This window comes from Paraburkholderia flagellata, from assembly GCF_021390645.1.
Taxonomy (GTDB): Bacteria; Pseudomonadota; Gammaproteobacteria; order Burkholderiales; family Burkholderiaceae; genus Paraburkholderia; species Paraburkholderia flagellata.
The window spans coordinates 463,319-487,857 of sequence record NZ_JAJEJT010000001.1 but is presented as its reverse complement, the minus strand read 5'-3'; the positions used below and the strand labels follow the sequence as shown (position 1 = coordinate 487,857).

General features: G+C 65.2%; 21 protein-coding genes. 11 read left to right on the top strand and 10 right to left on the bottom strand.

Features of this window, described 5'->3' with window-relative positions; translation table 11 throughout:
* Positions 1 to 68: 68 nt before the first annotated feature.
* The gene (hmpA, locus tag L0U83_RS02210; RefSeq protein WP_233880036.1) at positions 69 to 1,271 is read right to left on the bottom strand and encodes an NO-inducible flavohemoprotein; all 1,203 of its coding nucleotides are present in this window, start codon (positions 1,269 to 1,271) and stop codon (positions 69 to 71) included.
* A gap of 209 nt (positions 1,272 to 1,480) precedes the next feature.
* The gene (locus L0U83_RS02205) at positions 1,481 to 2,056 is read right to left on the bottom strand and encodes a cob(I)yrinic acid a,c-diamide adenosyltransferase (protein ID WP_233880034.1); all 576 of its coding nucleotides are present in this window, start codon (positions 2,054 to 2,056) and stop codon (positions 1,481 to 1,483) included.
* A gap of 192 nt (positions 2,057 to 2,248) precedes the next feature.
* On the opposite strand from L0U83_RS02205, the gene L0U83_RS02200 reads away from it, so the two are divergent.
* From L0U83_RS02200 to proC, 6 genes are all read left to right on the top strand, one after another.
* Complete coding sequence (locus L0U83_RS02200) at positions 2,249 to 3,664, top strand: FAD-binding oxidoreductase (protein WP_233880032.1); 1,416 nt, start codon at positions 2,249 to 2,251, stop codon at positions 3,662 to 3,664.
* Positions 3,665 to 3,722: 58 nt separating this feature from the next.
* Positions 3,723 to 5,228, top strand: coding sequence for an FAD-linked oxidase C-terminal domain-containing protein (locus tag L0U83_RS02195; protein ID WP_028201996.1), 1,506 nt, complete (start codon positions 3,723 to 3,725; stop codon positions 5,226 to 5,228).
* A gap of 131 nt (positions 5,229 to 5,359) precedes the next feature.
* A complete protein-coding gene (gene glcE, locus L0U83_RS02190; protein ID WP_233880024.1) occupies positions 5,360 to 6,448 on the top strand; it encodes a glycolate oxidase subunit GlcE in 1,089 nt (362 codons plus the stop codon).
* A gap of 18 nt (positions 6,449 to 6,466) precedes the next feature.
* Positions 6,467 to 7,696, top strand: coding sequence for a glycolate oxidase subunit GlcF (glcF, locus tag L0U83_RS02185; protein ID WP_233880022.1), 1,230 nt, complete (start codon positions 6,467 to 6,469; stop codon positions 7,694 to 7,696).
* Positions 7,697 to 7,884: 188 nt separating this feature from the next.
* Complete coding sequence (locus L0U83_RS02180; RefSeq protein ID WP_233880020.1) at positions 7,885 to 8,583, top strand: YggS family pyridoxal phosphate-dependent enzyme; 699 nt, start codon at positions 7,885 to 7,887, stop codon at positions 8,581 to 8,583.
* A gap of 22 nt (positions 8,584 to 8,605) precedes the next feature.
* The gene (gene proC, locus L0U83_RS02175; RefSeq protein ID WP_233880012.1) at positions 8,606 to 9,421 is read left to right on the top strand and encodes a pyrroline-5-carboxylate reductase; all 816 of its coding nucleotides are present in this window, start codon (positions 8,606 to 8,608) and stop codon (positions 9,419 to 9,421) included.
* A 77-nt stretch (positions 9,422 to 9,498) separates the two neighbouring features.
* Here proC and ubiA read toward each other — a convergent pair whose 3' ends face one another.
* From ubiA to recG, 6 genes are all read right to left on the bottom strand, one after another.
* Positions 9,499 to 10,362, bottom strand: a complete 864-nt coding sequence (ubiA, locus tag L0U83_RS02170; protein WP_233880010.1) for a 4-hydroxybenzoate octaprenyltransferase — start codon at positions 10,360 to 10,362, stop codon at positions 9,499 to 9,501.
* A 160-nt stretch (positions 10,363 to 10,522) separates the two neighbouring features.
* Complete coding sequence (locus L0U83_RS02165; protein ID WP_201694244.1) at positions 10,523 to 11,011, bottom strand: Dps family protein; 489 nt, start codon at positions 11,009 to 11,011, stop codon at positions 10,523 to 10,525.
* Between the two features lie 169 nt (positions 11,012 to 11,180).
* Complete coding sequence (locus tag L0U83_RS02160) at positions 11,181 to 11,357, bottom strand: hypothetical protein (protein WP_233880008.1); 177 nt, start codon at positions 11,355 to 11,357, stop codon at positions 11,181 to 11,183.
* An 88-nt stretch (positions 11,358 to 11,445) separates the two neighbouring features.
* Complete coding sequence (locus tag L0U83_RS02155) at positions 11,446 to 12,885, bottom strand: catalase (RefSeq protein WP_233880006.1); 1,440 nt, start codon at positions 12,883 to 12,885, stop codon at positions 11,446 to 11,448.
* 393 nt (positions 12,886 to 13,278) lie between these two features.
* Positions 13,279 to 14,238 (bottom strand): hydrogen peroxide-inducible genes activator, encoded by a 960-nt coding sequence (locus L0U83_RS02150; protein WP_233880004.1) that lies wholly within the window; start codon positions 14,236 to 14,238, stop codon positions 13,279 to 13,281.
* A gap of 150 nt (positions 14,239 to 14,388) precedes the next feature.
* Positions 14,389 to 16,644 carry an ATP-dependent DNA helicase RecG gene (recG, locus tag L0U83_RS02145; protein ID WP_373320954.1) on the bottom strand — a complete coding sequence of 752 codons (2,256 nt, stop codon included), beginning with the start codon at positions 16,642 to 16,644 and terminating at the stop codon, positions 14,389 to 14,391.
* Positions 16,645 to 16,920: 276 nt separating this feature from the next.
* On the opposite strand from recG, the gene queA reads away from it, so the two are divergent.
* From queA to secF, 5 genes are all read left to right on the top strand, one after another.
* On the top strand, positions 16,921 to 17,982 hold the full coding sequence (gene queA / locus L0U83_RS02140) for a tRNA preQ1(34) S-adenosylmethionine ribosyltransferase-isomerase QueA (RefSeq protein ID WP_233880000.1): 1,062 nt from the start codon (positions 16,921 to 16,923) through the stop codon (positions 17,980 to 17,982).
* Between the two features lie 96 nt (positions 17,983 to 18,078).
* Positions 18,079 to 19,278 (top strand): tRNA guanosine(34) transglycosylase Tgt, encoded by a 1,200-nt coding sequence (tgt, locus tag L0U83_RS02135; RefSeq protein WP_028201985.1) that lies wholly within the window; start codon positions 18,079 to 18,081, stop codon positions 19,276 to 19,278.
* Between the two features lie 222 nt (positions 19,279 to 19,500).
* Complete coding sequence (yajC, locus tag L0U83_RS02130; protein ID WP_233879998.1) at positions 19,501 to 19,830, top strand: preprotein translocase subunit YajC; 330 nt, start codon at positions 19,501 to 19,503, stop codon at positions 19,828 to 19,830.
* Positions 19,831 to 19,996: 166 nt separating this feature from the next.
* Positions 19,997 to 22,063 carry a protein translocase subunit SecD gene (secD, locus tag L0U83_RS02125; protein ID WP_233879996.1) on the top strand — a complete coding sequence of 689 codons (2,067 nt, stop codon included), beginning with the start codon at positions 19,997 to 19,999 and terminating at the stop codon, positions 22,061 to 22,063.
* A gap of 15 nt (positions 22,064 to 22,078) precedes the next feature.
* Positions 22,079 to 23,029 carry a protein translocase subunit SecF gene (secF, locus tag L0U83_RS02120; protein ID WP_233879994.1) on the top strand — a complete coding sequence of 317 codons (951 nt, stop codon included), beginning with the start codon at positions 22,079 to 22,081 and terminating at the stop codon, positions 23,027 to 23,029.
* An 87-nt stretch (positions 23,030 to 23,116) separates the two neighbouring features.
* Here secF and L0U83_RS02115 read toward each other — a convergent pair whose 3' ends face one another.
* Together L0U83_RS02115 and L0U83_RS02110 are read right to left on the bottom strand one after the other, a co-directional pair.
* Complete coding sequence (locus tag L0U83_RS02115) at positions 23,117 to 23,704, bottom strand: YceI family protein (RefSeq protein WP_233879992.1); 588 nt, start codon at positions 23,702 to 23,704, stop codon at positions 23,117 to 23,119.
* 18 nt (positions 23,705 to 23,722) lie between these two features.
* A complete protein-coding gene (locus tag L0U83_RS02110; RefSeq protein WP_233879990.1) occupies positions 23,723 to 24,322 on the bottom strand; it encodes a YceI family protein in 600 nt (199 codons plus the stop codon).
* Positions 24,323 to 24,539: the final 217 nt, after the last annotated feature.

The following is a 24,539-nucleotide window of genomic DNA, read 5'->3' as shown; positions in this document are numbered from 1 at the left end:
AGACGCCGCGCTTTCGCGCGGCGTCTTTGTCATTCGGTGTGCTAATGATGTGACGTCGGTGTGCAGCGTTACAGCATGCCGGAGCCGAAAATCTCCGTGTGAATGCGCGAGGCGTCGACGCCGCGGGCAACGAGCGCCTCGCGCTGCTCGCGCATGAACGCCACGGGGCCGCACAGGTAGTAGTCGGCGTCGGGCAGCAGCACGTCCGCTTCGATGCGACCGATATCGATGCGCCCTTCGAAGTCATAGTCCACGCCCTGGCGGTCGTTTGCGCCGACTTCTTCGTAGAACACCGCACGCTTGACGTTCGGGAACTCGGACACGGCGTGACGCAGAAACTCGCGGAATGCGTGCACCTTCGCGTTGCGGCATGCGTGCACGAAGGTCACCTTGCGCTCGCTGCGCTCCGCGATCAACGTGGAGAGCATTGACTTCATCGGCGTGACGCCGACGCCGCCGCTCATCAGCACGACTGGCGTCGTCTTCTTGCGATCGAGCGCGAACTCGCCCATCGGCGCGCTCACGTGCACTACCGCCCCCTCTTCCACGCCGTCATGCATGATGTTCGATACGTGGCCCGGCTGTGCCTCGCCGCGGCCGGCTTCGCGCTTCACCGAGATGCGCAGCCATTTGCCGTGCGGTGCGTCCGATAGGCTGTACTGACGCGGCTGGTCCACGCCGAGCTTGTCGACGAAACGCGTCACACTCACATACTGCCCCGGTTCGAAACCGCCAGCGGATGCGCCGTCGGCCGGCGCGAGATAGAACGAGGTGATCTCGTCGCTTTCGACTTGCTTGCGCATCACCTTGAACGGACGGAAGCCACTCCACGAAGCACCCTCATACAGCTTCGCCTCGGTGCCGATCATGATGTTCGCGAGTTGCTCGTAGGCCACGGCCCAGGCGTCGAGCGTGGGCTGGTCCACCGCATCTCCCAGCACGTCAACGACCGCGCCGAGCAGATGGCGGCCGACGATCGGGTAGTGCTCCGGACGGATGTTCAGGCTCGCGTGCTTGTGCGCGATGTGCGTGACCGCGCCGCCGAGCGCGCCCAGATTGTCGATGTTCGCCGCGTAGGCATAGACCGCGCGTGCAAGCGTCTCGGGCTGACTACCGCTTTGCTGGTGCGTCTGGTTGAAGATGTTCTTGAGCTCGGGGTGCGCGGCGAACATCCGCTTGTAGAAATGCTTGGTGATCGTGGCGCCGTGCTCGGCGAAAACGGGCGCAGTGGCCTTCACGCGGGCCATCTGGTCGACGGTGAGCGCAGTCATTTGCAGCTTCTCCTTGGTAAAGATGCATACACGATACATCTTTAATGCGACAGTCCGACCCGGGCATTTTGTCGCACCCCAGCAATTCTCGGATTGCGCGAGGTGCGAACTCGCGACGGGTGGCCGTAGGACAAGCTTCGACAGGGCTTTTGCGGTGCGGGAAACAGTCTCTTTCGGACGATGGCAGGTCGCTCGCGCCCTTTTATGCTCTACGCGCCCTTGGCCATACCGCGATCGTGCCGCCACAGCACATCGCTGCCGCCCGCAGCCCGGTTGAGCACACGCGCAAGCACGAACAGCAGATCGGAGAGCCTATTGACGTAGCGGCGCGGCGTATCGGCGAGCGGCGGGCCCGAGTTCGGCGCGGCGCCCAGTGCGACGACGGCGCGCTCGGCACGCCGGCACACCGTGCGGCACACATGGGCGACCGCGGCCGCCCGTGAGCCGCCCGGCAGGATGAATTCCTTGAGCGGCGGCAGCGTGCTGTTGTATTGCGCGAGCCAGGCATCGAGCCGTGCGAGGTGTTCGTCGGTCACGAGCGTGTGGCCCGGAATGCACAGCTCGCCGCCCAGATCGAACAGGTCGTGCTGGATGGCGACGAGCGCCTCGCGCACGTCGTCGGGGAGCGGCTCGCACAGCAACACGCCGATCTGCGAGTTCAGTTCGTCAACGTCGCCGATCGCGGCGATACGCGCGTCGTCCTTGCGCACGCGGCTGCCGTCGCCGAGGCCGGTTGAGCCGTCGTCACCGGTGCGCGTTGCAATCTTGCTCAGGCGATTGCCCATGTTGTGCTCTCCGAAGCTGAAAATTCGCGCAGATCGCGCATGACGCGCGCCCAGCGCCGTGTCAGGCGCGCGCATCCGCCGGCCATTATAGGTTTCGTGCACCGCAGCATACGGAGCGCGGCTTTGCGCTCCGGACGTTCAGCGTAAAATGGTCCAGGCCAGAAGTCATACTCATACGAAGGAGACACCCGCGTGAATCACCCCGCGCCGCCGGCCCTCGCACGCCGCCCGTTCCCCGCCGAACTCCTCGATCAACTGCGCAGCGCGTTCGGCGAACGCGTCTCCACCTCCGAAGCCGTGCGCGCCCACCACGGCCGCGACGAGTCGCCGTTCGACCCGCAACTGCCCGACGCCGTGGTGTTCGCGCAGAGCACTGAGGATATTCAGACCATCGTCAAGCTGTGCGCCCTGCATCGCGTGCCGATCATTCCCTACGGCAACGGCTCGTCGCTCGAAGGTCACTTGCTGGCCGTGCAGGGCGGCGTGTCGATCGACCTCTCGCAGATGAATCGCGTGCTCTCGATCAACGCCGAGGATCTCACCGTGACAGTCGAGCCCGGCATCTCGCGCAAGCAGCTCAATGAAGCGCTGCGCGACACGGGTCTCTTCTTCCCGATCGACCCGGGCGCCGATGCGAGCATCGGCGGCATGACGGCCACGCGCGCCTCGGGCACCAACGCCGTGCGCTACGGCACGATGCGCGAGAACGTGCTCGGCCTCACCGCCGTGCTCGCCGACGGCCGCGTGGTCAAAACCGGCACGCGCGCGCGCAAGTCGTCGGCAGGCTACGACCTCACGCGCCTTTTCGTGGGCTCGGAAGGCACGCTCGGCGTGATCACCGAAATCACCGTGCGGCTCTACCCGCAGCCCGAGGCGGTGTCGGCGGCGGTGTGCGCGTTCCCTTCGATGGCCGAGGCCGTGCGCACGGTGATCGAAACGATTCAGATTGGCGTGCCGATCGCGCGCGTGGAATTCATCGACGCGCTCGCGGTGCGCGCGATCAACAAGCATTCGAACCTCACGCTGCGCGAGAAGCACACGCTCTTCTTCGAGTTTCACGGCACCGAGGCGGGCGTCGCGGAACAGGCGCAGCTCGTGCAGGAGCTTGCCGCGCAGCACGGCGGCGAAGGCTTCGAGTGGGCCACGCGCCCCGAAGACCGCAGCCGCCTGTGGAACGCGCGCCACAACGCCTACTTCGCGATGCTGCAGCTCAAGCCAGGCTGCCGCGCCGTGACGACCGACGTGTGCGTGCCGATCTCGCGTCTCGCCGAATGCGTGATCGAGACCGAAACCGATCTCAAGGCCTCGCCGCTGCCCTGCCCGATCGTCGGCCACGTGGGCGACGGCAACTTTCACGTCGCGATTCTGATCGACCCCGACAAGCCCGAGGAGATCGACGAGGCCGAGCGTCTGAATCACCGCGTCGTGCAGCGCGCGATCGCGATGGACGGCACCTGCACGGGCGAGCACGGCGTGGGTCTGCACAAGATGGGTTTTCTCGTGGAAGAACACGGCGCGGACACCGTCGACACGATGCGCGCGATCAAGCACGCACTCGATCCGCACAACCTGATGAATCCGGGCAAGATCTTCAGCTGGGCGGCGTAACCGACAAGCGCAGGGACGCGCAAACGAGCGCGTACAAGCGCAACAGACGGGAGGAGACATGAACGCACCAGAGGCGAACTTGCCCGAGCTGAGCCCGGAAGCGCTCGCGCAACGACAGCGCGAGGTGGTCCAGGCGTTGATGGCCGTATTGCCGGCGCATTGCCTGCTGCATCGCGAGGAGGACACCGTCGCCTACGAGTGCGACGGCCTCGCCGCCTACCGGCGGCTGCCGCTCGCGGTGGCGCTGCCGGAAACCGAGTCGCAGGTGCAGCGCATCGTGCAGATCTGCCGTCGTCTCGACGTGCCGGTCGTGCCGCGCGGAGCGGGCACCGGCCTCTCGGGCGGCGCCATGCCGATCCGGCATGGCATCGTGCTTTCGCTTGCGCGCTTCAAGCGCATTCTCGAAGTCGATCCCTACGCGCGCACGGCCACGGTGCAGCCGGGCGTGCGCAATCTGGCCGTCTCTGAAGCGGCGGCGCCCTTTGGCCTTTACTACGCGCCAGACCCCTCCTCGCAGATCGCCTGCACGATAGGCGGCAACGTTTCGGAGAATTCGGGCGGCGTGCATTGCCTCAAGTACGGCCTCACCGTGCACAACGTCCTGCGCGTGCGCGCCGTGACGATGGACGGCGAGATCGTCGAATTCGGCTCGCTTGCGCCCGATGCGCCGGGTCTCGATCTGCTCGCGGTGATGATCGGCAGCGAAGGTATGTTCGCCATCGTGACCGAAGTGACCGTCAAGCTGATTCCGCGCCCGCAAACTGCGCAGGTCATCATGGCGAGCTTCGACGACGTCGTGAAAGGTGGCGACGCCGTGGCGGGCATCATTGCCTCGGGCATCATTCCGGCGGGCCTGGAAATGATGGACAAGCCTGCCACTCGCGCCGTGGAGGAGTTCGTGAACGCGGGCTACGACCTCGACGCCGCCGCGATCCTGCTGTGCGAAGCCGACGGCACGCCCGAGGAAGTCGCCGACGAAATCGCGCGCACGACCACGGTGCTGCGCGAGCATGGCGCCACGCGCATCCAGATCTCGCGCACCGAGGAAGAGCGCCTGCGCTTCTGGTCGGGCCGCAAGAACGCGTTCCCGGCGGCTGGCCGCATCTCGCCCGACTACTACTGCATGGACGGCACGGTGCCGCGCCGCGCGATCGGGCCGCTGCTCGCGCGCATCCACGAAATGGAAAAGCAGTATGGGCTGCGCTGCATCAACGTATTCCACGCCGGCGACGGCAACATGCACCCGCTCATTCTCTTCAACGGCAACGACCTCGATGAATGGCACCGCGCAGAGGCCTTCGGCTCGGACATTCTCGAAACCTGCGTCGAACTGGGCGGCACGGTGACGGGCGAGCACGGCGTGGGCATCGAGAAGATCAATTCGATGTGCGTGCAATTCTCGCCGCAGGAGCGCGACGCGTTTCATGCGGTGAAACACGCGTTTGACCCGGCGAGGCTCCTCAACCCCGATAAGGGGATACCAACGCGAGCGCGCTGCGCCGAGTACGGGCGCATGCACGTGCGGGGAAATCTGCTGCCACACCCTGAGCTGCCGCGTTTCTGACAGACGCGCAAAGCATCGCGCCATTTATGCGTTTCGCGTGACCCGCATGAGGGTCCGCTCCGGGTTGTCAGGAGAGGTTCGCTCAGTACAATCGGACGAACCATATAACGAACGAGCGCGACCATCACGACATGGAAGAGGACGACATCGTCTCGGACTGGTCCGAACGCATCCGGGCGGCGAGCGCCGATGGTCGGGCGCTGCGCATTCGCGGCGGGGGCACCAAGGACTGGTACGGCCAGGCGCTCGAGGGCGAGATTCTCGACACGCGCGCACACCGCGGCATCATCGCGTACGACCCGGCCGAACTGGTGATCACGGCGCGCGCCGGCACACCGCTTGCGGAAATCGAAACGGCGCTTGCGGCCCACAGCCAGATGCTCGCGTTCGAGCCGCCGCACTTCGGCGCACAGGCCACCCTGGGCGGCTGCATTGCCGCGGGCATTGCCGGGCCGCGGCGGGCGAGCGCGGGCGCAGCGCGCGACTTCGTGCTGGGCGCGGTGCTCATGAACGGCCACGGCGAGGTGCTGCATTTCGGCGGCCAGGTCGTGAAGAACGTGGCGGGCTACGACGTCTCGCGGCTCATGGCGGGTTCGCTCGGCACCCTCGGCCTGCTTCTGGAGCTTTCGGTGAAGGTGCTGCCGGTGCCGCAAGCGGAAACCACGCTCAAGTTCGATATGAACGGCACCGACGCCGTGCGCAAGCTCAACGAATGGGGCGGCCGTCCGCTGCCGATGACGGCGAGCGCCTGGCGCAACGGGACACTCGCGGTACGCCTCGCCGGAGCGGAAGCGGCCGTAAAAACCGCGCGCGCGAGCCTGGGCGGTGAAGTGGTGGATGCCGTAGAGGCCGAACGCTTCTGGGCGGGCCTGCGCGAGCAGACCGATCCGTTCTTTGCCTCGATTGCACCGAATGCCGCGCTGTGGCGGCTCGCGCTGCCCTCGATCGCGGAGCCCTTGCAACTGCCGGGCGCGCAACTCATGGAATGGGGTGGCGCGCAGCGCTGGTGGATCACGGAAACCGATGCGCAGACGGTGCGCATCAGCGCGAAACAGGCCGGTGGTCACGCCACGATGTTCCGCACGGGGCGCGACTACGACCGCAGTGCGGGCGTGTTCACGCCCCTGCCCGCGCCGCTCATGAAGATCCATCGCGGCCTGAAGGCCGCCTTCGACCCGGCCCGCATCTTCAATCGCGGCCGGCTGTATTCCGACTTCTGACGACACCCACACGCGGCGATGCAGACGAACCTCGCGGACTTCATACGCAACACCCCCGACGGCGACGAAGCCGACGCGATCCTGCGCAAGTGCGTGCATTGCGGCTTCTGCACCGCGACCTGCCCGACCTATCAGTTGCTCGGCGACGAGCTGGACGGCCCGCGCGGGCGCATCTATCTCATGAAGCAGATGGTGGAAGGCGCGCCGGTCACGAAGAGCACGCTCACGCACCTCGACCGCTGCCTCACGTGCCGCAGTTGCGAGACCACCTGCCCTTCCGGTGTGCAGTACGGGCGCCTCGTGGAAATCGGCCGCAAGCACGCCGAACAAATGGTGCAAAGGCCGCTGCGCCAGCGCCTCATGCGCCGCCTGCTCGCGGGCCTGCTGCCGCGCCGCGCGCTTTTCACGCCGGCCATGCGCCTCGGCCAGCAGGTGCGCCCGCTCCTGCCCAAGCGCCTGCGCGACAAGGTGCCCGTGCGCCAGCGCTCGCTCGCGTGGCCCACGGCTAAGCACGCGCGCAAGATGCTGATGCTGCAAGGCTGCGTGCAGCCCTCGATGATGCCCAACATCAACATCGCCACCGCGCGCGTGCTGGATGCGCTGGACATCGAGACGATCGTGGCGCCGCAATCGGGCTGCTGCGGCGCGATCCGCCTGCATATGGGCTACGCCGACGATGCGCTCGACGACGTGCGCGCGAACATCGACGCCTGGTGGCCGTTCATTGAACAAGGCGTGGAGGCGATCGTGATGAACGCCTCGGGGTGCGGCGCGACGGTGAAGGAATACGCACACCTGCTGCGTGACGATCCGGCCTATGCGGAGAAAGCGCGCCGCGTGGTCGAACTCACGCGCGATCTTTCGGAGCTGCTGCCGGCTTTCGAGGAACAGCTCGTGGCCGCGACGAGACGGCGCGGCATCCAGACGGTGGCCTGGCATCCTCCCTGCACGTTGCAACATGGCCAGCAGTTGCGCGGCGGCGTGGAAAAGCTGCTCACCGCGCTCGGACTCGACGTGCGGCTACCCGTCGACAGCCATCTTTGCTGCGGCTCCGCGGGCACCTATTCGATCATGCAGCCGCGCCTTTCCTACACGCTGCGCAACCAGAAAGTGGACCGGCTGCAGGCGCTGGAGCCGCAACTGATCGTTTCCGCCAACATAGGCTGCATCACACATCTGCAAAGCGGCACGGCGATTCCGGTCACGCACTGGATCGAGCTGGTCGAACATATGCTGGCGACAAATTGAGCCATCAGGCAACGGAACCAGCTTAACGAACCGCACGGCGAGCCAACAGTCGGCCGAGTGGTATAGGACCGGGCATAGGCTTTCTGGCCAGTGTTTCGCGTCGTGCGCAGTCCGTATAATGGCCGTCGTTCTGTTCGTTTTGGATCCAAAAGCGGCGCGAGCCACACACGCGACTGCCTTCAAGCCCGATGACCGATCTCTCCCACAATCTCGAAGCTGTCCGCGAGCGCATCGCCGCCGCCGCCCGCAACGCCGGCCGCGACCCGCAAAGCGTGGCGCTGCTCGCGGTTTCGAAAACGTTTCCCGCGCAGGACGTACGCGCCGCTCACGCTGCCGGCCAGCGCGCGTTCGGCGAGAACTACGTGCAGGAATCCGTGGACAAGATCGAGGCGCTCGCCGACCTGCGCGCGAGCATCGAATGGCATTTCATCGGGCCGCTCCAATCGAACAAGACACGCCCCGTCGCCGAGCGTTTCGACTGGGTCCATTCGGTCGATCGTCTGAAGATTGCCGAACGCCTTTCGGCGCAACGTCCCGCCGGCATGGCGCCGCTCAACGTCTGCCTGCAGGTCAACGTGAGCGGCGAGGACAGCAAGAGCGGCGTCACCCCGCAAGAAGCGCAGCAGGTCGCAAGACAAATCGCCGCCCTGCCCAACCTGCGCCTGCGCGGGCTCATGTCGATTCCCGAGCCGGAAACCTCGCTCGAGGCGCAACGCGCGCCGCACCGCCAACTGCGCGAGCTGTTCGAAACGCTACGCGCAGAAGGCCTCGCGCTCGACACGCTCTCCATGGGCATGTCGGCCGACCTCGAAGCCGCAGTGCTCGAAGGCGCGACGATCGTGCGCGTCGGCACCGCGATCTTCGGCGCGCGCGACTACTCTCACTGATTCACTGAACGATTCCACCACCATGAAAATTGCCTTCATCGGCGGCGGCAACATGGCCGCCGCGCTCATCGGCGGCCTGATCCGCAAGGGCGTTCCCGCCGACAATCTCTACGCGATCGATCCGAACGAGGACGCCCGCAAGCGCAGCGCCGAGCAGTTCGGCGTGCGCACCGCCGCCGCCGCAGACGCCGCGCTCGCGTCGTATGACGCGGTTCTGATCGCCGTGAAGCCGCAAATCGCCAAAGCCGTGGCAGAAGGTATCGCCCCGCACCTCGGCGCGCATCAGGTCGTCATTAGCATCATGGCCGGCATTCGCATCGACGACCTTTCGCGCTGGTTGAACAGCCATGCGCGCGTCGTGCGCACGATGCCGAACACGCCTGCGCTCATCGGCATGGGCGCAACCGGTCTCGTCGCGAGCGGCGGCGTTGACGCGGCGGGCCGCCAGCTTGCGTCCGACGTGCTCGGCGCCGTGGGCCAAACGGTCTGGTTCGACGACGAAGCGAAGATCGACGCGGTCACGGGCATCTCGGGCAGCGGCCCGGCCTACGTGTTCTACTTCATCGAAGCGCTCGAAGAAGCGGCGCGTCAGCTCGGCATGGACGAGCAGCAAGGCCGCGCGCTCGCCATCGCCACGTTCGCGGGTGCGGCGCAACTCGCGCTGCAATCGGACGAGCCGCCCGCCGTGCTGCGCGAGCGCGTGACCTCCAAGGGCGGTACGACGGCCGCCGCGCTGGCATCGTTCGACGCATCGGGCGTGAAGGCCGCTATCGTCAAGGGCGCGCTCGCGGCAGATGCGCGCGCGAAGGAAATGGGCGAGGAATTCGGCAAGCAGTAAGCCTGCCGCAGCGTCCTGAAAAAAAGCGCCGGGTGTGTCATGCACCCGGCGCTTTTTCGTTTGGAGCCGATCCGGCCTTAGAGTCCCGCGACGGCGTAATGTGCCGCGATCCCCACGAACAGCACGCCGCCAAGCCAGTTGTTGTGGCGGAAGGCGGCGAAGCACGGCATGCGCTCGCGGCCCTTGATGAGCGTGTAGTGGTAAATCGCGCAACCCACCGCAGCCGCCCAGCCTAGCCAATAAAGCCAGCCAAAACCCAGCGCCAAGCCCACCCACACATAAATGCCAAGCGTCACCGCGTAGCAGATCATGATCGCGAGCACGTCGAATCGGCCGAACGTGAGCGCCGAGGTGCGAATGCCGATCTTGATGTCGTCGTCGCGATCGACCATGGCGTACTCGGTGTCGTAGGCGACGGACCAGAATACATTCGCGGCCAGCATGATCCACGCGAGCGCCGGCACGTGGTCCTGCACGGCGGCGAACGCCATCGGAATGCCGAAGCCGAACGCAATGCCCAGGTACGCCTGCGGAATCGCGAAGAAGCGCTTGGTGAACGGATACGACGCCGCCACGAAAAGCGCCACGACCGAAAGCTGCTTCGTGAGCGCATTGAGCGGCAGGATCAGCAGGAACGACACGAGCGCGAGGCCAGCGGCAATCGCCACCGCTTCCCAGGCGCGAATGCGGCCCGAAGTGATGGGGCGCTCGGCCGTGCGCTTCACGTGGCGGTCGAAGTCGCGGTCGGCGTAGTCATTGATCGCGCAGCCCGCCGAGCGCATCAGCACCGTGCCGAGCGTGAAAATGATCAGCAGCGAAAGCGGCGGATGTCCGTCGGAGGCGATCCAGAGCGCGTTGAGCGTCGGCCACAGCAGCAGCAGGCTGCCGATCGGCTTGTCCATGCGGACGAGCCGCAAATAGAGCGGGAGTCGGGCGAACATGATCGGGGCAGGAAAAGCGATGCCGCTATTGTAGGCCAGGGCGCCGCCATGCCGCCTGCGCGCTTGCCGCGAGCCGCACCCGCGCAAGAACAAAGGCCCGCCGGACATCCGGCGGGCCTTGCATTGCAATTCTCGTGCGGCGCGCAAGCGCCGCTCTGCATCAAGCCAGCAGCGAGCGCAGCATCCACGCGGTCTTTTCGTGCGTCTGCATGCGCTGCGTGAGCAAGTCCGCGGTCGGCTCGTCGTTAGCCGCTTCCGTCGACGGGAAGATCGCGCGCGCCGTGCGCACCACGGCTTCCTGGCCTTCCACGAGTTGGCGGATCATGTCTTCGGCGCTCGGCACACCGTCCGCTTCGGGAATCGACGAGAGCTTCGCGAACTCCTTGTAGCTGCCCGGCGCATGCACGCCCAGCGCACGAATGCGTTCGGCGATTGCGTCCACGGCCAGCGCGAGTTCGTTGTACTGCCCCTCGAACATTAGATGGAGCGTGTTGAACATCGGCCCCGTCACGTTCCAGTGGAAGTTGTGCGTCTTCAGATACAGCGTGTAGGTGTCCGCGAGCAGGCGCGAGAGACCATCCGCGATCTTCTTGCGATCCTTGTCGCTGATGCCGATATTCACGTGCTGTACGGTTGCTTTTTTGGCCATGACGACTCCTTGTGTAGCAGTGAGACTACGCGTGTTCGTTGCGATCCGGTCGCGCCGCCTGCGCCTCTCGATACTGGCGCGCGAACGCTCGATCGGCCGTCAGTGTAGCCTGGAAATATCAGAAAACCGGTTCATCCGGCCCTAGTGTCCAGCGACGTGCCCGGCTCGTTCAGTGTCCCGCGAGGTGCGCGAAGGCTTGTGTGGCGATCGCCACGAAGCCGCTCGCCACAATCGCGAAACCCACCACTCGGCGCACGATCTGCGTGCCTTGCGCGCGCGTGCGCGCCATCGTGGCGGCCTCGCCGCGTCCCATGGTCATGAGGGTCATCGTCATCGTTCGGGTCATGATCGTGCTCCTTTGGTGCTTCCTGAAAGTCCTGCTTCGGGCGCGGCTCAGTATCTGAGCGTTGTGACAACAAGCCGCGCCTCCAACCTTATTTGGCCTGCTTCGCGATCGCGTCGAGCACGCCTTGCGCATACGCCGGATCGGCCCGGCGGAAGTGCTCGATCTGGCGCTCCACGATCTCCGCGGGCACGCCGTTGATATGTCGTGCGATGTTCGCGAAGAGCCGCTCGCGCTGGCCCGCGTCGAACAGCCGGAACAGCGCGCCCGGCTGGCTGTAATAGTCGTCGTCTTCGCGGTGATCGTAGTGATCGACCGCACCCGCTGCGAGCGGCGGCTCACCGGCCTGCGGGCGCTGGGCGAAGTCGCCGAAACGGCTCGGCTCATAGTTCACGTTGCCGCCGAGGTTGCCATCGGTGCGCATTGCGCCGTCGCGGTGGAACGAATGGAACGGGCAGCGCGGCGCGTTCACCGGGATCTGGTGATGGTTCACGCCAAGCCGATAGCGCTGCGTGTCGCCGTACGAGAACAGCCGCCCCTGCAACAAGCGATCCGGCGAGAAGCCGATGCCCGGCACCACGTTCGCCGGCGAGAAAGCAGCCTGCTCGACCTCGGCGAAATAGTTCTCCGGATTGCGGTTCAACTCGATCGTGCCGACGTCGATCAGCGGATAGTCCTTGTGCGGCCACACCTTCGTGATGTCGAACGGGTTGTACGGCACCTTCGCGGCATCGGCCTCCGGCATCACCTGAATGCGGAAGTGCCACTTCGGGAAGTTGCCCTTCTCGATCTCGTTGAAGAGATCGCGCTGCGCCGATTCGCGGTCCTGAGCAACGACCTGCGCCGCTTCGGCGTCGCTGTAGTTCTCCACGCCCTGCGCCGACTTGAAGTGGAACTTCACGTAAAAGCGCTCGTTATTCGCGCTGATGAATGAGAACGTGTGCGAGCCAAAACCGTGCTGCTGTCGATAGTTCTTCGGAATGCCGCGATCGCTCATGAGGATCGTCACCTGATGCAGCGACTCCGGGTGACGCGACCAGAAGTCCCACGCGGCCACGTTGCTGCGCATGTTGGTGCGCGGATCACGCTTTTGCGTGTGGATGAAGTCCGGAAACTTGAGCGGATCGCGAATGAAGAACACCGGCGTGTTGTTGCCGACGACGTCCCAGTTGCCCTCTTCCGTGTAGAACTTGATCGAGAAGCCGCGCACGTCGCGCTCGGCATCGGCCGCACCGCGCTCGCCCGCCACGGTCGAGAAGCGGATGAAGAGCGGCGTTTCCTTGCCGACTTCGCCGAACACCTTCGCCTTCGTGTAGCGCGAAATGTTGTGAGTGACCTTGAGCGTGCCGAACGCGCCCGAGCCCTTCGCATGCACGCGGCGCTCGGGAATCACTTCGCGGTCGAAGTGCGCGAGCTTTTCGAGCAGCCACACGTCTTGCAGCATCACGGGGCCGCGCGGGCCGGCGGTGAGGGAGTTCTGGTTATCGACGACGGGTGCGCCGGCTGCCGAGGTAAGAGTACGGTCGGTCATGCTGGATTCCTTTCTTGCTTGCGGATGTGTTCTAGGACGCGGGGAAATCTGCGGCGAGGTAGCGCGAGAGCGTCAGGCGGACAGCGCGCGGTCGACCAGCAGCGAGAACCACACGGTGCGAAGGCCAGAATCGGCGCGTGCCGAGGTGCTGGGTGCGGGAGTGTTCGAGTGGGTGGTTTGCATCGCTTCCTCCTGGGTTTCCGTTTGGGATCGGTTGGAGGAAACTTTAGCAACAACTATTGATATCGATAAGTTGATTTACTTAATCTATCAAATAGGCGTTGATTATTGGGGTCGCAAGAAACGTAAGGAAAGGGATTTGTCGCGCGGGCGAATGCCGCGCCAGAAAGGAAACCGCGCCACGCAGCCCAGATGCGCACGGCGCGATGTACGTCAGGCGGCCACGGCAGGCGCCTCGATCTTCTTCACGCCCGGCAAGTCGCAGGCGTGAATGGCGTCGACGATCGCCTCGATCGCCGGCATGCGCGTGAAGCTTTTGCGCCACGCGAGCACCACGCGGCGGTCGGGAACCGGTTCGTCGAACGGCACGTAGGACAGCAGCCCGGAATCGACGCCGCCCGCGTGCGGCTTCACCTCGGTCACCGACATGCGCGGTAACACGGTGATGCCAACACCGCTCGCGACCATATGGCGGATGGTCTCCAGCGACGAGCCTTCGAAGGTCTTCTGGATGCCGTCGGCGTTTTGCGAGAAGCGCATCAGTTCCGGGCACACGCCCAGCACGTGATCGCGGAAGCAATGGCCGCTGCCCAGCAGCAGCATGGTTTCCTGCTTGAGGTCGTCCGGGTCGATCTTCGGGCGCTGTTCCCACGCATGGCCCGAAGGCAGCGCCACGACGAACGGCTCGTCGTAGAGCGGCCGAAGCGTGAGGCCGGTTTCGGGGAACGGCAGCGCCATGATCGCCACGTCGATCTCGCCCTGCTTGAGCAGTTCGATGAGCTTGAGCGTGTAGTTCTCCTGCAGCATGAGCGGCATTTGCGGCACGCGCTTGATCATCTGCTTGACGAGCGTGGGCAGCAGGTACGGCCCGATCGTGTAGATCACGCCGAGACGCAGCGGCCCGACGAGCGGATCCTTGCCCTGCTTGGCGATTTCCTTGATCGCGAGCGTCTGCTCGAGCACGCGCTGCGCTTGCGTCACGATCTGCTCGCCGATGGGCGTCACGCTCACCTCGCTCGTGCCGCGCTCGAAGATCTGCACGTTCAGTTCGTCTTCTAGCTTCTTGATGGCGACCGAAAGGGTCGGCTGGCTCACGAAGCAGGCTTCCGCGGCCCGTCCGAAGTGGCGCTCTCGAGCTACCGCGACAATGTATTTCAATTCAGTGAGCGTCATTCGGGGACCAATCAAAAAAGGTGAATCAATAGCTTGTAGTTATACACCTATGGCGGTGATTCGCCAATAACCAACACCCCTATGCGGGGCGTGATCACGGGAAAAGGGTCAGACGGCAATGGTGCGCGCAGGTTCCGCGCAATGGACTATTTACGCTTTCAGATACTGCTCGCGCGCGCCGAGCCAGCGGTTCAAATGCTGCGTGACGACGTGCGGAAACTCGTGCAGCAGGCGCTCGGCGGCGCCGCGCGCGGGCTCGATGAGCCACGCGTCGTTTTCGAGGTTCGCGAAGCGCAGCATCGCCGCGCCAGATTGACGCGCGCCAAGGAATTCGCCGGGGCCGCGGATTTCGAGGTCCTTGCGCGCGATCTCGAAGCCGTCCGTCGTCCCGCGCATGGTTTGCAGGCGCGCGCGGCCCGTGAGCGACAACGGCCCCGTATAGAGCAGCACGCACACCGAAGCGGCGCTGCCGCGCCCCACGCGCCCGCGCAACTGGTGAAGCTGCGCGAGGCCAAAGCGCTCGGCGTGCTCGATCACCATCAGCGAGGCGTTGGGCACGTCCACGCCCACTTCGATCACCGTCGTTGCCACGAGCAGTTGCACTTCGTTGCGTGAGAACGCATCCATGACGGCGGCCTTGTCCGCGGAAGCGAGGCGCCCGTGCACGAGGCCCACGGTGAGTTCCGGCAGCGCGGCCACGAGCGTTTCATAAGTCTCGACGGCCGTTTGCAGCTGCAACGTCTCGCTTTCCTCGATGAGCGGACATACCCAGTACACCTGACGACCCGTGAGCGCCGCCGCGCGCACGCGCGCGATCACTTCCTCGCGGCGCGCGTCGGAAATGAGCTTCGTGAGGATCGGCGTGCGGCCGGGCGGCAGCTCGTCGATGGTGGAGACGTCGAGATCCGCGTAGTAAGTCATGGCGAGCGTGCGCGGGATCGGCGTAGCCGACATCATCAGTTGATGCGGCTGGAACTCGCGGTGTGCCTGATCAGGCGCTTTCGCGTTCTGCGCCTTCGCGCGCAACGCGAGCCGTTGCTCGACGCCGAAGCGATGCTGCTCGTCGACGATCACGAGGCCAAGGCGCGCGAATTCCACGGCGTCCTGAATGATCGCGTGCGTGCCGATCACGAGCTGCGCCGTGCCGAGCGCCGCGGCTTCGAGCGCCGCGCGCTTTTCCTTGGCCTTCAGGCTGCCCGCAAGCCACGCCACCTGCACGCCGAGCGGCTCGAGCCAGCCGCGCAGCTTGCGCGCGTGCTGTTCCGCGAGGATTTCGGTAGGCGCCATCAGCGCGGCCTGGTAACCCGCGTCGATGGCCTGCGCGGCCGCAAGCGCCGCGACCACGGTCTTGCCGCTGCCGACGTCGCCTTGCAGCAGGCGCTGCATGGGATGCGGCTGTTCGAGATCGTGGGCGATTTCGGCCACCACGCGCTCCTGCGCGCCGGTGAGCGTGAACGGCAGCGCGCCGCGCAGACGCGCGAGCAGCGTCTCTTCGCTCTTGCGTCCCGCGACGTGGCGAGCCATGGCGGGCGCGGCGCGCGTGCGGCGCTCTTCGTGCGCGCGCTTGAGCGACAGTTGCTGCGCGAGCAGTTCCTCGAACTTGATGCGCGTCCACGCAGGATGCGTGCCGTCGATGAGTTCGTGCTCGTCGGCGTTCACGGGCGGGTGGTGCAGGGTCTTGACCGCGTCCATGAGCGGCGGCACGTTCAGAGGCTCCATGAACTCGTGCGCCACGGCTTCGGGCAGGAGTTCGGGCAGATGCGCGCGCGAAAGCGCGTTGTCGATCGCCTTGCGCAGATACGCCTGGCTCACACCCGCCGTGGACGGATACACCGGCGTGAGCGCTTGCGGCAGCGGCGCGTCGCCTTCCACGACCTTCACCGCCGGATGCACCATCTCCATGCCGAAGAAGCCGCCGCGCACATCGCCGCGCACGCGCAGACGCTTGCCGATCGCCATCTGCGCGACCTGCGAGCCGTAGAAGTTCAGGAAGCGCAGATGAAGCTCGTCGCCGTTGTGGTCCTGCAGTTTCACGAGCAGTTGGCGGCGCGGACGGTAGGCGATCTCGTTGTCGAACACCACGCCTTCGGTTTGCGCGATGCCGCCCGGCAACAGTTCGCCGATGGGCGTGAGCGTGGTTTCGTCCTCGTAGCGCATGGGCAGATGCAGCACGAGATCGATGTCGCTGCGCAGGCCGAGCTTGGCGAGGCGGTCGGCGGTTTTGGTGAGCTTGGGCTTGTCTTTGACCGCGGCTTTTTCGGCGGCCTTATCTGCGGATTTTTTGCTGGCGCGTTTGCGCGCGGGCGGCGCGGCCCCTTGCTCGCCTTCCGGTTGCCGCGTCCGCGTGCCGTCCTCGGGCACGTGCGCGTCGTCGGGCGCGTCGCTCGCGGAATCGGATTCGGACATCAATCGGCTAACGGATGGGGGCATGGGCAGCTTCGCAAGTACAATATCGGCTTTCCGGCATGGCGCGGCGCGTGCAGCGCGACGGCCTTTGCCATCGGGCGCAACGCACGCATCGCTATCGCGCACGTCGCAAACGCGCATGTCCCGCAATCATAGCCGCTCATCAAGCGTGGGCGGTCATTGCAGCCGCTTTTTGGGGCGCAACCGTTTGGCGGTTCGGCCCCGCAAAGCCGCCGCGCGCCGGGCCTCCGGCGCATTTCCGTTATTTCAGGCCGCATGTTCAAGCTTTCCGATTTCGATTTCGACCTCCCCGAGGAACTGATCGCGCAGACCGCCCTGCCCGAGCGCAGCGCGAGCCGTCTGCTGGAGGTCGACAACACCACGCAACCGGCGCGTTTCAGCGACCGCCGCTTCTCCGAACTGCCCGCGTGCATCGCGCCGGGCGACTTGCTCGTCTTCAACGATACCAAGGTGCTGAAGGCGCGTTTCTTCGGCCAAAAGGCCAGCGGCGGCAAGATCGAAGTGCTCGTGGAGCGCCTGACCGGCACGCGCACGGCGCTCGCGCAGATCCGCGCGAGCAAGAGCCCGGGCCCCGGCACGGTGCTGCGCCTCGCCGACGCGTTCGAAGTGACCGTGGGCGAGCGCGTCGACCAGTTCTACACGCTGCACTTTCCCGACGACTGCCTCACGCTGATCGAGCAACACGGCCGTCTGCCGCTGCCGCCCTACATCACGCACGACGCCGACGCGAGCGACGAAACACGCTATCAAACGGTGTTCGCGCAGAATCCGGGCGCGGTGGCCGCGCCCACGGCGGGCCTGCACTTCGACGACGCCCTGCTCGCGCAACTCGACGCGCAAGGCGTGGAGCGCGCGACGCTCACACTGCACGTGGGTGCGGGCACGTTCCAGCCGGTGCGCGTGGAGAACATTGCCGAACACAAGATGCATAGCGAGTGGTACGAACTGCCGCAGTCGCTCGTCGACAAGATCGCCGCCGCGCGCGCGCGCGGCGGCCGCGTGATCGCCGTGGGCACGACCTCGATGCGCGCGCTCGAAGCCGCCGCGCGCGACGCCGACCGCGAAGGCCGCGCGCTCGCGGCAACGCAAGCGGAAACCGATATCTTCATCACGCCTGGCTACACGTTCCGCGTGGTCGACCGGCTCGTCACGAACTTCCATCTGCCGAAGTCGACGCTCCTGATGCTCGTATCGGCGTTCGCGGGCATTGAAACGATCCGTGCTGCGTATCGGCACGCAATTGCCGAGCGGTACCGCTTCTTCAGTTACGGCGACGCAATGCTGCTCACCAGAACAGACGACGCGCTCAACAAGTAACACGCACGCTTTCCAGGCCGTCACGCGATATCCCAACGCAAGGCGGCGTTTCACCATCTGCGCCGGACTGTTTTCCGGTTGCACAGGAGTCCATGCATGACCGACGGTCATCAAAACAACGCACGCGCCGAACACGGCGCATACCTGGGCGAACGCCCGCAAAATGGCCTGAAATTCGAGCTGCTCGGCACCGACGGCCTCGCACGCCGCGGCCGCGTCACGCTCAATCACGGCGTGGTCGAAACGCCGATCTTCATGCCCGTGGGCACCTACGGCACCGTGAAGGCCACGCAGCCGCGCGAACTCGAGGAAATGAAGGCGCAGATCATCCTCGGCAACACCTTCCACCTGTGGCTGCGCCCGGGTCTGGAAACGATCGAGGCGCATGGCGGCCTGCACCGCTTCATGGGCTGGAACCGGCCCATCCTCACGGATTCGGGCGGTTTCCAGGTGTTCTCGCTCGGCGACCTGCGCAAGATCTCGGAAGACGGCGTGCGCTTCGCCTCGCCCGTGAACGGCGACAAGCTGTTCCTCTCGCCCGAAGTGTCGATGCAGATCCAGAAGGTGCTGAACTCGGACATCGTCATGCAGTTCGACGAGTGCACGCCCTACGCGACCAACGGCGTGCCGACCACGCACAAGGAAGCCGCCGACTCCATGCGCATGTCGATGCGCTGGGCGCAGCGCTCGATCGACGAATTCAACCGCCTGGGTAATCCGAACGCGCTCTTTGGCATCGTGCAAGGCGGAATGTTCGAGGACCTGCGCGACGAATCGCTCGCCGGCCTCTCGCAGATGCCGTTCCACGGCTACGCGATCGGCGGTCTTTCGGTGGGCGAGCCGAAGGAAGACATGATGCGCGTGCTCGAACACATCGCGCCGAAGCTTCCGGCCGACAAGCCGCATTACCTGATGGGCGTGGGCACACCGGAAGACCTCGTGGCGGGTGTGGCCTCGGGCGTCGACATGTTCGACTGCGTGATGCCCACGCGCAACGCGCGCAATGGCTGGATCTTCACGCGCTTTGGCGACATCAAGATCCGCAACGCCGTGCACCGCAACTCGCTGCGCCCGCTCGACGAACAATGCGGCTGCTACACCTGCCGCAACTTCACGCGCGGCTACCTGCACCATCTGCACCGCGTGGGCGAGATTCTCGGCGCACAGCTCAACACGATCCACAATCTGCACTACTACCTGGAGCTGATGAGCGAGATGCGCGCGGCAATCGAGACGAAGACGTTCGCGGCGTTCCGCCAGCGCTTCGCCGGGCAGCGCGCACGCGGCGTGGACTGAGGCCGTCCGCGAAACATTACAATAACCTTTCGCGACAAATGACGCGGCCAGGCCATCCAGTCCACTCGAGCCGCCCCGGTTTTCCCATGTGCGCACGCCGCGCCGGGGCGGGATTCGAGATAAGCACTTGATCGGAAAGCCTATTTTGCGTCATCGTCGCGATGAATGCCGGTGGTAGAATAACCGGCTCGCTTTTTGATCGTAAAAAACGGAGAGACCAACGTGTCGTTCATTTCCAATGCCTTCGCGCAAGGCAGTGCAGCAGGTAGTGCCGAATCGAGCCTCATGAGCTTCCTGCCGCTCATTCTGATGTTCGCCGTGCTGTACTTCATCATGATCCGTCCGCAGATGAAGCGTCAGAAGGAACATCGCAACATGCTCGCGGCCATGGCCAAGGGCGACGAAGTGATCACGAGCGGCGGCATCGTCGGCAAGGTGACCAAGGTCAGCGAAGCCTACGTGGGCGTCGAAATCGCTGATGGCACGGAAATCACCGTGCAGAAGTCGTCGGTCTCGACCATCCTGCCGAAGGGCACGATCAAGTCGCTGTAAAGCTTCACGGAATCATCGAGGCCGTTGCCTCCGAACGAACGGCCTCGCGCGCCCCGCCCGCCCTCGCAGCCACTGACAAGAAAACGTCAATGCAGGAACGCCCCGAAGGCCAAGCCGGACGCGCGCGCTGCGCTTAAGGCCATCCCCTCCCCCGTTGGGTCAACCAATGAACCGTTATCCCCTCTGGAAATATGTCGTGATGCTGGTGGCGCTCGTCATCGGCTTCGTGTACACATTGCCCAATTTCTTCGGCGAAGCGCCCGCGGTCCAGGTGTCGAGCGGCAAGGCCACCGTCAAGCTCGACTCGGGCACGCTCGCCCAGGTTGAAGCCGCGCTGACCGCGAACAACATCAAGGCTGCCGACGTCACGTTCGACAACTCGTCGTTGAACGCGAACATCCGCGTGCGCGTCGCCGACACGGACACGCAGCTGCGCCTGAAAGACGCGCTCAACCACGCGCTGAATGCCGACCCGAGCGACCCGCAGTACATCGTCGCGCTGAACCTGCAGAGCGCCTCGCCGCGCTGGCTCACGTCGCTGCACGCGCTGCCGATGTATCTCGGCCTCGACCTGCGCGGCGGCGTGCACTTCCTGCTCCAGGTCGACATGAACGGCGCGCTCAACAAGAAGCTCGACTCCGACGCTTCGGACGTGCGCACGCTCCTGCGCGACAAGAACATCCGCGACGGCGGCGTGAACCGCGTGGACCAGTCAGTGGTCGTCAATTTCGCCGACGCCGACGTGGCCGAGCAGGCGCGCAAGGTGCTCGCGGGCTCGGGCGGCATTACCGAGCTGCAGTGGGCCTCGCAGAACAACCCCGCAGGCGGCGTGCAGCTCGTCGGCACGTTTACGCCCGCTGTGAAGACTGCCGTTCAGCAAGCCGCGCTCAAGCAGAACATCCAGACGCTGCATAACCGCGTGAACGAGCTTGGCGTGGCCGAGCCCGTGATCCAGCAGCAAGGCGACGACCGTATCGTGGTCGAGCTGCCGGGCGTGCAGGACACCGCGAAGGCGAAGGACATCATCGGCCGCACGGCGACGCTCGAAGCGCGCCTCGCCGACCCGATGGGCCTGCATCCGGACGTGAACGCGCCGGTGCCGCCGGGCGACGAGCTCTTCACGCAAGGCAACGCCGCGCCGGTGCTGCTGCGCAAGCAGGTGATATTCACCGGCGACCGCATCATCGACGCCTCGGCGGGCTTTGACGAGCATCAGCGTCCGTCGGTCAACATCCGTCTCGATTCGGCAGGCGGCCGCGCGGTGCGCGCCGTCTCGCGCGACAACATCGGCAAGCCGATGGCGATGGTGCTGTTCGAAAAGGGCAAGGGCGAAGTGCTGACCGTGGCGACCATCCAGTCGGAACTGGGCGACCGCTTCCAGATCACGGGCCAGCCCACGCCGCAGGCCGCCGCCGACCTCGCGCTGCTGCTGCGCGCAGGCTCGCTGGCCGCGCCGATGGACATCATCGAGGAACGCACGGTTGGCCCGAGCCTCGGCGCGGACAACATCCGCAAGGGTTTCGACTCGGTGATCTACGGCTTCGCCGCCATCGCCGTGTTCATGATCGCCTACTACATGCTGTTCGGCGCGATCTCGATGATCGGCCTTTCGGTGAACCTGCTGCTGCTCGTGGCGGTGCTCTCGATGCTGCAGGCCACGCTCACGCTGCCGGGTATCGCAGCTATTGCGCTGGCGCTCGGTATGGCAATCGACGCGAACGTGCTCATCAACGAACGCGTGCGCGAAGAATTGCGCCACGGCGCGCCGCCGCAGCTGGCCATCCAGAACGGCTACGCGCACGCCTGGGCGACGATTCTCGACTCGAACGTGACCACGCTCATCGCCGGTCTCGCGCTGCTCGCGTTCGGTTCGGGCCCGGTGCGCGGCTTCGCGATCGTGCACTGTATCGGCATTCTCACGTCGATGTTCTCGGCCGTGTTCTTCTCGCGCGGTCTCGTGAACCTCTGGTACGGCGGCAAGAAGAAGCTCAAGTCGCTCGCGGTGGGTCAAGTGTGGCGTCCGGAACCCGATGAAGGTACGCCCGCTCTCGCAGGCGCCGACGCTGGCACGGACACGGGCCGCGCGGTGGCTGCAACCGCCGCAAACGCCACCAAGCGCGAACCGGCCAAGGCCGGCGCGAAGGGCGCCGCGCGCGCCAAGCCGGTCGTGCGCCGCCGCGATGCCCAGGGGGGCACTGGCGGCTCCGGCAACAACACCGGCTCGTCCCGCTGATACGGAGTCAAGACCATGGAATTTTTCCGCATCCGCAAAGACATCCCGTTCATGAAGCACGCGTTGATCTTCAACGCGATCTCGCTCATTACCTTCATTGCGGCGGTGTTCTTCCTCTTCCACCGTGGCTTGCATCTGTCGATCGAGTTCACGGGCGGCACGGTCATCGAAGTGCAGTACCCGCAGGCGGTGCCGCTCGAGCCGCTGCGCGACTCACTCACGAAGATCGGCTACGGCGACGCCCAGGTGCAGAACTTCGGCACTTCGCGCGACGTGCTGATCCGCCTGCCGCTCAAGGCGGGCCTGAGTTCGGCGCAGCAGAGCGACCAGGTGATGTCCACGCTCAAGGCGGCGGACCCGCAAGTGCAATTGCAGCGCGTGGAGTTCGTCGGCCCGCAGGTCGGCAAGGAACTCGCCACCGACGGCCTGCTCGCGCTCGCCTGCGTGGTGGCGGGCATCGTCATCTACCTGTCGTTCCGCTTCGAATGGAAGTACGCCGTGGCCGGCGTGATCGCGAACTTGCACGACGTCGTGATCATTTTGGGCTTCTTCGCGTTCTTCCAGTGGGAGTTCTCGCTCTCGGTGCTCGCGGCTGTGCTCGCCGTGCTCGGCTACTCGGTGAACGAATCGGTCGTTATCTTCGACCGGATTCGCGAGACCTTCCGCCGCGAGCGCAAGATGAGCGTCGCCGACGTCATCAACCACGCGATCACGAGCACGATGTCGCGAACCATCATCACGCACGGCTGTACGCAAATGATGGTGCTCTCGATGTTCTTCTTCGGCGGCCCGACGCTGCACTACTTTGCGCTGGCGCTGACGGTGGGTATTCTCTTCGGCATCTACTCGTCGGTGTTCGTCGCGGCGGCGCTCGCGATGTGGCTCGGCGTGAAGCGCGAAGACCTCGTGAAGGACAAGAAAGAAAAGTTCGATCCGAACGATCCGAACGCGGGCGCGCAGGTTTAAGCCGCGCACCAGCAAAAAAGCCGGTTCTCATGAACCGGCTTTTTTTTCGTGCATACGCAACGGCCGTCGACGCGCCGTCGTGCTTGCCTACTGCTTGATGCCTTCGGTCTGGATGTGCAGCGTGGTCTTCATCTTGAAGCCGTACTTCTTGCCCGAGTCCATGCCGAAGTCGTCGCGGTTGAATGCGGCCTCGGCCTCCACGCCGCACACCTCGCGCTTGAGCACGGGGTGCTGCATGCACTTGAACGATTCGATCTCGAGCTTGAGCGGCCGCGTCACGCCGTGCAACGTGAACTCGCCGATCACCTCCTTGGGCGTGTCGCCGTCGAAGACAATGCGCGTGCCCTTGTAGGTGGCGGTGGGGTACTTCGCGACATCGAGAAAGTCGTCGCCCACCAGGTGCTCGTCGAGCTTCGGATTGCCGGTCTGGATCGATGCCGGATCGATCGTCACGTCCACGGTGCCCGTTTTCGCCGCGCGGTCCAGCGTGACCGTGCCCGTGGTCTTCGTGAACTTGCCGCGCCACGTGGAAAGGCCACCGAAGTGGTCGGCCTCGAAGCTCGGAAACGTGTGGTTCGGATCGAGCTGGTAAGTATCGGCGGCGTGCGCCAACTGGGCTGCGAGCGATACCGCGGCGGCCCCAACGGCCATCAGTACGAGCTTGTTCAAAGGCATCTCCTTGAAGCCGTCGATCTACTTGTGCGCGACGACGATATGAATTTTGATCAGCACTGCGTCTGCGACGATCGAGGTGTCCTTCCACTCGCCGGTGCCGATTTCGAAGGCGAGCCGATGAATAGGCAGCGTGCCGTCGAAAGTCTGCGTCCCGCCCTGCTCCGTGAGCACGACGGGCACGGCCACGTTCTGCGTGTGCCCCTTGATCGTGAGTTTGCCGCTCACGCTGTACTGGTTCGTGCCGGTCGGCGCGATCGCAGTCGAGACGAACGTTGCCTGCGGGAACGACTTCGCGTCGAACCATTCGGGCCCGCGGACCGAATCGTTGTAGGTCTGGTCGCCCAGATCATAGCTCGCCGTGTCGACCGTGATCTTCGCGCTGCCGCTCGTGGGCTTGCCCGGATCGAAGTCGATCTGCGCGTCGAACTTCGTGAAGCTGCCCTGGACCGGCACGTTCATCTGGCGCGAGACAGCGACGATCGTGCTCTTCGCCGCGTCGAGCTGCGCGTGGGCGGCCCCGCCCGCGAGCAGCGCCGCGGCGGCCCCGGCCCACAGCGCAGCGGCCCCGACGGCCGGGCGCCACCGATAAGAACGAATCCACCTCGACAATGCTTCCATGATCGTCTCGCCTTGATTTCGTAGTCGTTCGCTTCGTGGACTGGCTTGGGCCACGTTCCGCAGCCATCGTGTTCCCATGCCCGAAAGATAGTCCAAATTGAGGGACAGCAAACATCTGGAGATAAGGGCCCGGTCGCTGCCTCCCTCGCACGCGCGGAAGGCGCAAACGTGGCACACTCGCAGCCCGTTCGTCGCGCATGCAACCGCCGCCTGACTG